Annotated in this window: 10 protein-coding genes and 1 tRNA gene; 6 read left to right on the top strand and 5 right to left on the bottom strand. The window is 48.8% G+C overall.

Features of this window, described 5'->3' with window-relative positions; genetic code table 11:
• Positions 1 to 248: 248 nt before the first annotated feature.
• Positions 249 to 1283: a P-loop NTPase gene (locus EPA93_RS22590; protein ID WP_165423332.1), complete on the bottom strand. Its 1035-nt coding sequence runs from the start codon at positions 1281 to 1283 to the stop codon at positions 249 to 251.
• A gap of 446 nt (positions 1284 to 1729) precedes the next feature.
• On the opposite strand from EPA93_RS22590, the gene EPA93_RS22600 reads away from it, so the two are divergent.
• The 4 genes from EPA93_RS22600 (at position 1730) to EPA93_RS22615 (ending at position 5651) form a co-directional block, all read left to right on the top strand.
• On the top strand, positions 1730 to 2419 hold the full coding sequence (locus EPA93_RS22600) for a Crp/Fnr family transcriptional regulator (RefSeq protein WP_129889682.1): 690 nt from the start codon (positions 1730 to 1732) through the stop codon (positions 2417 to 2419).
• Between the two features lie 311 nt (positions 2420 to 2730).
• Positions 2731 to 3774: a decaprenyl-phosphate phosphoribosyltransferase gene (locus tag EPA93_RS22605; RefSeq protein WP_207229624.1), complete on the top strand. Its 1044-nt coding sequence runs from the start codon at positions 2731 to 2733 to the stop codon at positions 3772 to 3774.
• Between the two features lie 15 nt (positions 3775 to 3789).
• A complete protein-coding gene (locus tag EPA93_RS22610; protein ID WP_129889683.1) occupies positions 3790 to 4854 on the top strand; it encodes a lysylphosphatidylglycerol synthase transmembrane domain-containing protein in 1065 nt (354 codons plus the stop codon).
• 5 nt (positions 4855 to 4859) lie between these two features.
• Complete coding sequence (locus tag EPA93_RS22615) at positions 4860 to 5651, top strand: polyprenol monophosphomannose synthase (protein ID WP_129889684.1); 792 nt, start codon at positions 4860 to 4862, stop codon at positions 5649 to 5651.
• A 48-nt stretch (positions 5652 to 5699) separates the two neighbouring features.
• Here EPA93_RS22615 and EPA93_RS22620 read toward each other — a convergent pair whose 3' ends face one another.
• The 4 genes from EPA93_RS22620 to EPA93_RS22635 all read right to left on the bottom strand — a co-directional run bounded on the left by EPA93_RS22620 (position 5700) and on the right by EPA93_RS22635 (position 9839).
• The gene (locus tag EPA93_RS22620) at positions 5700 to 6254 is read right to left on the bottom strand and encodes an NYN domain-containing protein (protein WP_129889685.1); all 555 of its coding nucleotides are present in this window, start codon (positions 6252 to 6254) and stop codon (positions 5700 to 5702) included.
• Positions 6255 to 6268: 14 nt separating this feature from the next.
• Positions 6269 to 7012 carry a hypothetical protein gene (locus EPA93_RS22625; RefSeq protein ID WP_129889686.1) on the bottom strand — a complete coding sequence of 248 codons (744 nt, stop codon included), beginning with the start codon at positions 7010 to 7012 and terminating at the stop codon, positions 6269 to 6271.
• Between the two features lie 499 nt (positions 7013 to 7511).
• The gene (locus EPA93_RS22630) at positions 7512 to 9095 is read right to left on the bottom strand and encodes an FAD-dependent monooxygenase (protein ID WP_129889687.1); all 1584 of its coding nucleotides are present in this window, start codon (positions 9093 to 9095) and stop codon (positions 7512 to 7514) included.
• Between the two features lie 156 nt (positions 9096 to 9251).
• Positions 9252 to 9839 (bottom strand): TetR/AcrR family transcriptional regulator, encoded by a 588-nt coding sequence (locus EPA93_RS22635; RefSeq protein ID WP_165423333.1) that lies wholly within the window; start codon positions 9837 to 9839, stop codon positions 9252 to 9254.
• Between the two features lie 308 nt (positions 9840 to 10147).
• On the opposite strand from EPA93_RS22635, the gene EPA93_RS22640 reads away from it, so the two are divergent.
• Positions 10148 to 10221: transfer RNA gene (locus tag EPA93_RS22640), tRNA-Asp, on the top strand.
• A 184-nt stretch (positions 10222 to 10405) separates the two neighbouring features.
• The gene (locus tag EPA93_RS22645; protein ID WP_129889689.1) at positions 10406 to 11557 is read left to right on the top strand and encodes a tetratricopeptide repeat protein; all 1152 of its coding nucleotides are present in this window, start codon (positions 10406 to 10408) and stop codon (positions 11555 to 11557) included.
• Positions 11558 to 11763: the final 206 nt, after the last annotated feature.

An 11763-nucleotide genomic window follows, 5' to 3' on the forward strand; every position in this document is an offset into this window, starting at 1 on the left:
AGTAGCGTCAACCATAAAAAGCGAGGCAGGCGAGTAACTTGCGTTGAATTCGCGATCTTTAATAGACTCTTAATACCAACCAGTTATCTAGACCACTGCTTCATTGCTGTCGCTGCAGCCAACGAGGAGTGCGCAAGGAACAATGGTTTGCAAACAGGAAAGAAAAAAATGGCGGCCTCTATATCCGCCGTTCCCTCTCAGGGAGAGCACGGAGAGTAGGAGCCGCCAAGCATAAGCATGACTTGCGTTTAACGTTTAATCTTTAAGGTATTAACGAAGTTGCCCGCCAACTCTTCATAGGCCTCGGCATAATATTCCTCAACCCGCCCTGAATCGCAAAGGGTCGTCAAGGAAGGATCGATGGGCAGATGCCCCAACAAAGGAGCCCCCGTCATCGACACAAGTTCAGTTCCGTTGCTGGGGCCAAAGATCTCATAGCGCTCACCGTTGGGGGTCTCAAAGTAAGCCATATTTTCTACTACCCCAACAATCAGCCCCTTGAGTTGGCGTACCATATTAATACACTTCATCACAATCATCGTCGCCAGCATCTGGGGCGAAGAAACAATTACCACGCCATCGACAGGCAAAGCCTGCATGACAGTCATCGGCGCATCGGAAGTGCCGGGAGGTAGATCTACCAGCAAATAATCAAGCTCTCCCCAGTCCACATCGCTATAGAACTGCTTAATAGCGCTAGAGACCATAGGGCCACGCCAGACCACCGGGTCGCTCTCCCTTTCAAGGAACATGTTCATAGACATGATCTTAATGCCACCCTTGCTGACAAGTGGCTCAATCCCCCCATTGGGTGACTTGGTTGGCTGCCCTTTAGTACCAAACATGCGGGCAATGCTAGGGCCGGTAATATCGCCATCAAGCACACCTACGCGCTGACCTTGACGTCGCAGCGAAACTGCAAGTAGTCCTGTCACCAGCGACTTACCAACCCCGCCTTTACCACTCATAATCGCGATCACCTGCTTGATCTTACGATCAGCGGCAGAATTGGCCATAGTCAGAGGCACGCCACGCCCTACAGGAGCCTTCTTAGGAGCGACAGAAACGGGCTCTCCATTGATAACTGCATTCAGATCCTTAACGATCTGATCAAGCTTCTCGGGAGTAAAACGATGCGTCCGCGCTCCCTGTGCAACACTTTCTCGTGAGCCGACAGCACAGGCGGTGCAAGGCAGGCCATGCCCATGGAAGACCTTAACCGTTGCAGGGTACCTGGACACCACATCATGTATGATCATGTCGGCAGTAATAGTATCCGCCATGTAACCTATCCTCATTAGCCACGCGGAAGCTTATCCTCATGGCTATTCTCCTTTTTTCAGGTTTTCGCTGAATTAAACATAAAAGTCTTAATTCCTACCTATCTACTCAGGTATTATAGCATACATTGAACAGCATGGCTATATATTTTAGAGAATGAGGCAAGGCCTGTGCCCCCACTTTTGTCCCGGCGGGACGAGAGAGAAAAAGCCCTGGCACGTGAAATATCTTCCTTATCAACGAGCACATTGCCTTTCAGCGCCCCTTGTTGCAAGCGGTACAACCCTGGATGGTAGAGCCTTGCCCGTCCCTTTTATTGTTGGGTCTATATTTAGGCTAACAATGGTTCTAACTATCTTCTCAACGATTGCGCGCAAAGATAGGTTTATGCTATCATGACTGCACACAGAAGCGAAGGCAGTCAAAAAAAACTGTGAAGGAAGAGACTATGGAGGCAGAAATCGAATCTGCATATTTCAAGCAGGTATATATCTTTGCTAGTCTAAGCGACGAAGACATTCGAGCATTCATGGGCGTTGCGCGACGACGCACCTTTCGCGCAGGTGAAGTCATCTTTCACCGCGATGATCCTGGTCAGGTATTATACGTCATCAAAGAGGGCAAAGTAAAAATCTGCCTCATCAGTCCTGATGGGCAAGAGATCTCCCTGGTCGTTTTCGGCAAAGGAGAATACTTTGGCGAGCTTGCCCTTCTCGACGGGCTGCCGCGCTCCGCTGATGCCATTGCCCTGGAAAAAGTGGAATGCTATACGCTACAGCGAAGCGATTTCCACAACGCGATCATGAAAAACCCGAAGATAGCCATCCAGGTGCTAGAGGTGCTTTCCAAGCGCTTGCGCAGCACTGATCAGCAGGTTGAGGATCTCATTTTCCTTGACGTCTATGGTCGTGTCGCCAAGAAGCTGCTCGAACTGGCAGAAACGCATGGAGTTCAAGTCGAGGGAGGCACACTGATCGATGTACGTCTCACTCAGCAGGAGCTAGCTTCAATGGTTGGCGCCTCGCGTGAGAGCGTCAACAAAGTTCTCGGCTATTTTACTGACAAGCAGTTTATCAGTACAGACAAGCACAGGATCACGCTACATCGCCTGTCTGATTTGAAGAGGCGCATCTACTAACAGCGGGCGAGGATAAGCTAGCGTACAAGAGATATACCGAAAAGGCGGGCCAGGTTTTTATATGCCTCCTTACCTACAAAACTTCCTGGCCTTTTCGGCGCTGGCTAGCGCTGACTTGTGGGCAGGAATTGTTGGCCCATATTTGCCATGTTGAGATGTGGGCGGCTAAGAAGAGCAGGCCTGCTCGCCTACTAGTAAAGAGGCAGCCCAACTCCTGCTAGACCCCTATAATTTGTTACTCCTTTCCCGGCCAAACGTTTGGTTTTGTAGTTAGTTTCTACACTTGCGACGTGTTGAAGGGATAAATATTCTTGGAGAAAGCAATCACCAAGCGAGATAAGCATCAAGTGGCCCAAACGTCCAAAGATGAAAATCCAGATAGACAACCTACATCTACACAGAGTGTTCCAACTAAAAGTTCCGATCTTCGGGAACGCCTCTCGGCGTTAGTACTTGCGCTTCGTCCTCGCCAATGGACCAAAAATTTAGCTGTATTCGTCGCCATCATCTTTGCGCAAAGGCTTTTTGATCTAGCTTCTTTTGAGAGGGCCATACTGGCTTTCATTGCATTTTGCCTGGCCTCTAGTAGTATTTATTTACTAAACGATCTTCTGGATATAGATCGTGACAGGCAACATCCAGTAAAACGTCTACGTCCCCTGGCCTCGGGAAGATTACCAATATCCTGGGCAATTGCGGCAATGAGCGTCCTAATCCTGGGCTGTATCACGCTTATACTCTTCCTCTTTAATATACCCATCGCACCAGTAAATGCTACTATCTATGCAGACCTGGGAGGCGCCAATTTCCTATTTGCCCTCACTGTAGCTCTCTATCTCATGATTATGGTACTCTATAGCATCCGCCTCAAGCATATCGTACTCATCGACGTTTTTATTATCGCCGGTGGCTTTGTGCTACGCATCATAGCCGGAGCTGTGGTCATTCCTGTCTCTATTTCCCCATGGTTGGGTATGGTAACCTGCCTGCTCTCCCTTTTCCTGGCCTTAAGCAAACGACGCCATGAGCTTACATTACTGCAGGGGGAGGCCTCGCAGCACAGGCAGATCCTCAAAGAGTACAGCATTCCTATGCTTGACCAAATGATCACCATTGTCGTAGCAGCTACAGTGGTAGCCTACAGCCTCTATACAGTTCAAAGCCCAACGGGACACCACAGGTTGATTCTGACCGTACCGCTTGTGCTGTATGGCATCTTTCGTTACCTGTACCTGGTATATATGCGTATGGAGGGCGGTAGTCCTGAAGAAATCCTATTACGTGACCGACACATGCTCGGAACCGTTATTTTGTGTACAATCTTGATTATTACCGTACTTTATATCTTGCCATAGTAATGGAGCCTGTATTTGCATACTCGTAAGATACGTTTGGGAATAGTGTTTTCACTGATCCTGGCCTTCATAGTGATGACAGCCATAACACTCTATGCGGACCTTCCGCATATGATAGAGGCGCTTGCACACTTCCATTGGGCCTATCTGCCTCTCATTCTGGGCTTTACACTATTCAACTATTTTATGCGTTTCGTGAAATGGCAATATTACCTGCGTTACTTGAAAATAAAAGTCAGCCGAGGCAAAAGCTTGCTCATCTTCCTTTCCGGCCTCTCAATGGCGATTACGCCGGGCAAAGTTGGCGAGCTTCTCAAATCATATCTACTCAAGAGGGCCACCGGAGAACCCATCAGCCGGACCTCGCCTATTATCGTAGCCGAGCGGCTTACTGATGGCATTGCTATGGTAGGATTAGCCACAACGGGACTAGCGCTGTACCGTTTCGGCTGGGAATTATTACTCATCATAGTGAGCCTCGGCTTCGTGGGTATTCTGCTTATTCAAAACCGCCGGCTAGCCCTCGCTCTGCTGAGCTTTGGAGAACGCTTACCGGTAATCTCACGAATTACGCACTTAATGCGCGAATTCTACGAGACTTCCTATACCTTATTGCAGTGGCGACCATTGCTGTTCGCTATCTGTATTGGCCTGGTGTCCTGGTCTGGCGAATGCGTAGCTCTGTACTTCGTCTACAGTGGACTGGGCATTGCACACAGTTTTGATCTCTTTATCAAAGCCGTGTTTATTCTCGCCGTCTCATCACTCATCGGCTCTGCATCAGGTCTACCTGGAGGGTTGGGAACCGCTGATAGCAGTATGCTGGGGCTGACACGTGTCTTGATATCAACTTCTGCAACCCTGGGTGGGGCTGCCACATTGCTTATTCGTCTTTGCACTCTCTGGTTCGGTTTGTCGATAGGCATAGGCGCTGTACTCTTATTCCGCTCCATTCAGGGCGTTGATATCTCAGCAAAACACGATGGGGAGAACAAGCACACGGATGGTAATCAATCGCCTATGGATGAACGCTTCTCAGATCTCACACCAGCGTCAGCATCGGCAAGCACTGGAGAATAGTGGTTATGAAAACATTAATTATTATTCCAACCTATAACGAAGCTGAGAACCTGTCTCCTCTCATTGAGGCCACGTTCTCTTATGCTCCTGAAACTGATATTTTGGTCATTGACGATAACTCGCCAGATGGGACAGGAAAGCTGGCTGACCAGATGCATAACGAGAACCCACAAATCCACGTTCTGCACCGTTCTGGCAAACTTGGCCTGGGCACCGCCTATATCGCGGGCTTCAAGTATGCAATAGAGCATGGCTACGATGCAGCCTTCGAAATGGATGCTGATTTCTCGCACGATCCACGCTATCTCCCCGATTTCCTCAAAGCAATTCAGCAAGCGGATCTGGTAATTGGCTCGCGCTATATCCCGGGAGGAGCAACACCTAACTGGTCCATTGCGCGCCGCTTCATTAGCGGCTGCGGCAATATTTTCGCGCGCTTTACACTCAACATTCCGATTAAAGATTGCACATCGGGCTTTCGCTGTTACCGGCGGGAAGTCCTGGAGAGCATCGACCTGGATACGATCCAGTCACAAGGCTATGCCTTTCAAGTAGAACTGGTTTATCGCGTGCTCAAGCAGGGCTTTAAGATCGTGGAGACACCAATCATTTTCATGGATCGCCGCGTTGGCAAATCTAAGATGTCGCGCAAGATTTTCTTTGAGGCGTTTGTATATGTTCTGCGCACACGCTTCGGTAAGCAAGCAGAGATAGCAGCTGGAGCGCAGGCAGCGGTTAAATCCGCAACGAAGGTCAATGATGCAGTGGAGGAATTGCCTTCGGTATTACACAAATAAGACTAAAAGGGCCAGGCAAACACTTTTTCTGCCTGTGCCCCACCCACCTTAATGACGGTGCGACTTGCGCCTCTTCAGTTTCTTGCCATTGGGATAATATACCGGTTCCAGATCGTCTTCATATTTGTAGGCGGGATCGAGACCATATATGCGGCGCATTGTTTGGCGGTGTTGGGAACGAATCTCTACATCGCGGGGAGGGGCGTGGAGTTTGCGGGTAAGTTGACCGGTTGTGTGCACATTGCCGCCTTGCTCTGAAACCTTGCATTGTACTTCATCATCATCGCTATACATCACCACTTTACGGCCTGCCTGCCTGGCCTGGGCTGCGAGACGCACAATGACGTTATCAGCTGTTTCGCCATGGCGCGAGAAAATAATTCGAATATGATCGTCATGGCTCACTTGCTCTCTAGTCCCGTTTCCATCAAAGACGACAATAACTCTATGCAGGGTATGACGAAAACGATTCTTGAGCTGCTTAATCAGTAAATCACGGGCATTTGCCTGGCTGCGGGTCTCCAGGGTCCGAAACATCAGGTTATTTTTGATTACATTATAGCCATCAACAAGAATATCATAACTTAGATCATCCAATCCCATCGCCCTTTCTCATATCACCAAAAGAAATGTTCGATTAGTTGCCAAAGATACGCTATTTCAGCCCGAATGTCAACGTGAAGTATATTAGCAATAAACGTATTAACGTTAGCAGAGATGGATGCTCCTATTACCAGGATAATGACTATAGCTAGTAAAATAGTGAGAGAGAAGGTGAGGACGTATTCAAGCAGTTTGAGTGGACCCAGCGCCCATTCTGGCCTGGTTTCGATCTCTGCAACATCTAGTTCTCCCTGGTGCGCAGGCTCATGGAACGCGGGCATAGGAGTCGCAGGCACAGATGGCGTCTTTCCACTTTGCTTGCGACCGGCTTCGACTACCGCGGGTCTGGTTGGTACAGATGCCAGCCGCTCGCGCGGATCGGCCATCTTATGAAAATGGCCGGGATGAATACAAATAAGTGGGGTGGCTTGAAAGAGATTCTGTTCCTGGCTCGGCCAGATTGATGCCCCCCCAGCCAGCAGCTCTACCTTTGGCTGCATAGGCAGACCTGTTTCCTGCACACAATGGCGGCACACTTTGTAGCCCTCATCCCAGCAAGCGGGACAGGCTGGCCGTCTACAGCGAAAACAGAAATGGCACATACCAACAAAAACCGATTCTAGAACTTCATCAGAGGCATGCAAGAGATAATGGTGTGTCTGAGCCGGGGCATAAACTGCCAGACAAATGGGGCAGGAGATAGTTTTAGCGTTCTGCTTATCGAGAGCACCTTGGCGATTATGGTGATGAGTAGACATAGATACCTGCCTTCCAGAAGAGCGCACACAAACAGCTACAAAAACATAGATATACCTCTTACATTCATTATACTCATATTCAAGTATGCTCTCGTTTATCATTATCTCTATTATATGGGTATATCTGTCCTTAAATCTATAGATTCCTTGTGAGCTTTTACCTTCCCTATACTCAAACCAGCCATCTATGCGAACCAAACCCGCTTGCCTCTGGCCTCTTCCCGACGCTCATTTTGGCCTGACTCGCTTCAAAAAAAGACCCTGGGAAGCCAGGGGATCGGCCTACGAGATTATAGGTATAGAAAGCTCCTTCCACGTGATCTGCTGATTCGTATGCGGTTTTGACTGGTGCGCTAAGTTGGAAAATGAAGGCAATATTTCCCGGCCAGGGATTGGCAGATACAGCATGAAATATCTGGAAGGTTGCTTGAAGCGCTGAAAGTGGCCTCCAACGCTCCAAGCCTCACTCTAGCTTTAGATGGTCGACGGAAGGCAAATTTTAACGTGCTAGTATCTGGGTCAGCACCAGTTCAAGCTCTTGCCGAGCCTGCGGGCTTCCCTCATATGCCCGCCAGGCAATAAAGCCGTCTGGCCGCACAAGCGTGGCTCCGGTTTTGGAGATGCCATAAATGCGGGAGAAGCGCTGCTCAACATCCACAACATCGCTATCCACACGATATATAGGCAAGGCAATATCAAGGCTCTTTGCTACATCTGCGGCCGCATCACACCAGGCAGAGCCCCCTCTTCCGCTCAAGAGCACAAAATCGTGGCCGAAGAGATCAAGGGTTGAAAGAGATCGTCCTGCACGCTCTAGCGCTACATGAGGAGCTCGGGCTCCTGGCTTGCCGCTCGGGGACTGTGGATCTTCATAAGTAGCATTATCTTCAGACAACACAGCCCTAGAATGATAGAGGTAGCCAAAGATAGGAATATCATAGGCGGTCTTCTCGATGTCCGGTTGAGCACTTATATCTGGATGAAGGCGCTCAATATAGTTTAGAAAAGCTTGCTCAACAGCCAGGCGCGCTGCTGCGCGTCGCTCATGCTCGTAAGTGGCCAGTAACCCGGCTCCGGCCTTTCCCTGGAGCACCAGAGCTAGCTTCCAGGCCAAATTATGGGCATCAGCAATACCCGTATTGGCGCCATAGGCTCCCGTAGGGGGTACAACATGAGCCGCATCACCAACCAGAAAGACTCTATCCAGATGAAAACGATCAGCCAGCCAATCCGCCATCTCCCAGGAAAGTACATCCTGTATCTTAACATCAAGATCAGGTACGCCAATTGCGGCGCGTACAGCTTCGATGCCACGCGGGCCCCGAAAATCCTGTTCGCTCTCCTTCTCAGGATCGTAAGGGATAGAGAGAAAGCCACCACGTTCATTGCCAGCGCATAGACCTTGAACGCTTGTTACATAATAGACGAGTAAACGGCGCCCACGAAGCGGAGCGCGCAGATCTGCCTGGAAGCGGATATTCATCTGATGTGCCAACATACCCGGCCCCTGCACACGAATGCCCAGCTTTTGGCGAATAGGGCTAAGATTGCCATCGGCAGCTATCAGATAATCGGCAGACACATGCTGCTCCTTTCCGCTCGCCAGATCACGGATCAGGGCACTAACACCCTCACTATCCTGCTCAAAGGTGACACATTCGGTTGCGAAGCGCAAATCAGCGCCAAGTGCGCAGGCATGTTTGCGTAAAAGAGGCTCCAGAATATCCTGTGTAATGATGCTGCCTGCAACAGGACTGGCAGACATAGTATAGCTGCTGGTATTTTCAAGAAAAGTGCCAAGTTCCTTGCCAGCCAGCGTCTCCACGCTGATAATCTTCATACCGCTAAATTCAATCGGAGCCGCCTCCCGAATAGCTGGCTCAAGGCCAACCGAGCGATAAATCTCAAGGGTACGCGGATTAAAGCCTCCGGCGCGTGCAAAAGGCGAGGTACCGACATGGCGCTCTACCAGCAGACAGGGAACGCCACGCCAGGCAAGGAAGAGGGCCGCCGAAAGCCCAACCAGGCTACCACCGACGATCAAAACAGGAACATGTTCGGTATGATGGGATAGGTTATTCATAGCAGTTGAGATCCTTTCTTTTAGCACTTATATATTGTCGAACTGACGACGAGACGACAGGATATAAAAATCCAGGAGAGCATAGAGTTTATGCTCCCATGCATGGGGTTTTAGAACGTAGAAAGAGAGCTGGTGCGTAAATTATCCAGCAACTATTTAGCCCACAAGCCAGCGCTCAAGCTGCTGCAGTGCTTGCTCCATTCTAACTGAAGACAGTTTGGTATTTATCAAGGTAATGCTCTGTATAACCGCGACGATCGTAGAGGCAGCGGCTTCAGCATCAAGATCTGCCGACCAGTCGCCTTGCTCAATCCCAGCTTTGAGAATTTTCACAAAGAAAGCATGCCAACGCTCGGCCTGCTGGCTGGCAATGGCCCGGATAGCCGGATCACGCTGCGCCCGCATACCCACCTCGGTTAGAACAATGAAGAGAGACGGCTCTTCCTGCATTTGCTGACGGATCAACTTAAAGTGAGCGCGTAGCTGTTCGGCAGGCGCCCCTTCAGAAGCACCAACGGTTTGCGCCAGGCGTTGCGTCGCATAGAGCACCACAGCTTGGATGAGCGCCTCTTTGGTGGGAAAGTAGTGGTGCAAGGTAGCATGATTGATGCCCACTTGTTCCGCTATCTCTCTCAACCGCAGCCCCTCGAAACCCTTCTCAGCAATACAGTTATAGGCGGCAAGAACCAGGGCCTGGGCCCGATTCTCGCTCTTACGCGTGGCTTCACTTTTATGCACCGTCATCTGATTAGCATCCTCCATCTTCTTTTCGCATTAGTTCTCTGGGCTTACTGACCAATGAAGTAATTGTCAGGCAAGCATTTATCAACCATGTGGTTGGTTGAAGATTAACATATACCTTTCCAAAAGTCAACCATGTGGTTGGTTGAAATATTTAGTATGGAGAGAGGAGAAAGAAGGTATGCCCAGAGGGTATCTGAAAGGGGTAAGCAGGAATGCCAAATAGGTGAGCTTAAGAGGTTGACAGAAATAACATTGTCTGTTATTATCTTCTCACGAGAGGCGCGTTCAAGCAGAGCCGCCAAAAGTAAGGAGCCGTGGTGTAGTGGCCTAACATGTCTGCCTGTCACGCAGAAGATCGCGGGTTCGAATCCCGTCGGTTCCGCCCCTAACATTACCTTGCTGATAGCAATGACAATTTCTCCACAAATTATACAATATCCTAATTTATTCTCTCTCAGGTTACGCGCTATCAACATAATCCTAACTTGATTAGCCCCTGCTATTAGTTTCTTCAGGACAGTGCACATTGCTCGACACCGCAATAAGCAGAAAAATTCTTCGCTAAGTTGCCAAAATATGGCGCTTCCCACCAGGCCATTTGTTATATTCAACATACTGGCTTCCTATTTAGACATCCCATAGCCACCTCTGGTCCAGTAAAACAAGCGGCCCTTAGTGAGAGCCAAGGCAAATACGAGCAAGCTGAGCAATTGTATCAGCGCGTCCTCGCTATCCGCCAACATGTCTTAGGCCCTAATCACCCTAGCACAGTAGGAATCCTCAATAATCTAGCAGCACTCTATATCAAACAAGGCAAGTACGATCTGGCTGAACCACTCTATCAACGAGCCCTGATGATCCGTAAAAAAGTCCTGGGACCGGAGCACCCTAATATAGCCCAAAGTCTTAATAACTTAGGGATGTACTATCATCAACAGAAAAGGTACGAGCAGGCTGAACTGCTCTATCAACGAGCCCTGATACTCAACCAACGCATCTTAGGTTCCTGCCATACTGAGACAGCACACGTTTTGAACAACTTAGCAAGTCTTTACTCGGACCAAGACAAATGCGAGCAGGCTGAGGAACTTTACCAACAAGCCCTGATGATCCGTGAAAAAGTGCTCGGACCTAACCATACTGAGACAGCACACGTTTTGAACAACTTAGCAAGTCTTTTTTCGAAACAAGGCAAGTGTGAACAGGCCGAGGAGCTCTTTCGGAGGGCGCTGGAAATCATGGAGCAAAGACTCGGATACGATCATCCTATTACAATACAAACTTTTAATAATCTAGCAACACTTTACCAGAATCAGAAGAAATACGAAAAAGCCGAGATGTTCTTTAAATATATTTTAAAGGTGTATGAGAAGATGCTCGGACCTGCTCATCCAAACTTAGCACAGTATCTTTATAGATTAGGAGTATCCTACTGTAGTCGAGAGCAGTTCGATCAAGCCGAGCCAGTGTTCCAGAGAGCTCTGTCTATATGTAAAAAAACGTTAGGCCTTATGCATATTGACACGGCTCATAGCCTTTATGCTTTGGCTATGCTTTATTCTCATCAAGGTAGGTACGAGCAAGCCAGGGACCTTTTTGAGCAAGCGCTGACCATTAACCAGGAGATGCTAGGGCCAGATCATCCCGATACCCGCATAATAGTGCATAATTATGAAAAGCTTATGGAGAAGCGTAGAGTCAATGAAGAGATCGAGTAAGGGCTATTTTCATCAGGCTATTTGATCTTTTACGGATCACTCCGCATTCGCTATGCTATATCTACTTTTTCGTGTGAAAGTGATAGCTACAGGATGGATGAAGCCTCTTAAGCTGTAAGTTTATTTTATGTAAAGAAGATATATGCGTGACAAACAGGAACATATGCCCTATAATAGGATTTGTCTGATGTATTGATTTAAAAGGT

Source organism: Ktedonosporobacter rubrisoli, from assembly GCF_004208415.1.
GTDB lineage: Bacteria > Chloroflexota > Ktedonobacteria > Ktedonobacterales > Ktedonobacteraceae > Ktedonosporobacter > Ktedonosporobacter rubrisoli.

Coding starts and splice junctions, on each gene's coding strand:
- EPA93_RS22590 (WP_165423332.1), bottom strand. CDS start 1,283: ATGGCGGATACTATTACTGCCGACATGATCATACATGATGTGGTGTCC.
- EPA93_RS22600 (WP_129889682.1), top strand. CDS start 1,730: ATGGAGGCAGAAATCGAATCTGCATATTTCAAGCAGGTATATATCTTT.
- EPA93_RS22615 (WP_129889684.1), top strand. CDS start 4,860: ATGAAAACATTAATTATTATTCCAACCTATAACGAAGCTGAGAACCTG.
- EPA93_RS22620 (WP_129889685.1), bottom strand. CDS start 6,254: ATGGGATTGGATGATCTAAGTTATGATATTCTTGTTGATGGCTATAAT.
- EPA93_RS22625 (WP_129889686.1), bottom strand. CDS start 7,012: ATGTCTACTCATCACCATAATCGCCAAGGTGCTCTCGATAAGCAGAAC.
- EPA93_RS22630 (WP_129889687.1), bottom strand. CDS start 9,095: ATGAATAACCTATCCCATCATACCGAACATGTTCCTGTTTTGATCGTC.
- EPA93_RS22635 (WP_165423333.1), bottom strand. CDS start 9,839: ATGACGGTGCATAAAAGTGAAGCCACGCGTAAGAGCGAGAATCGGGCC.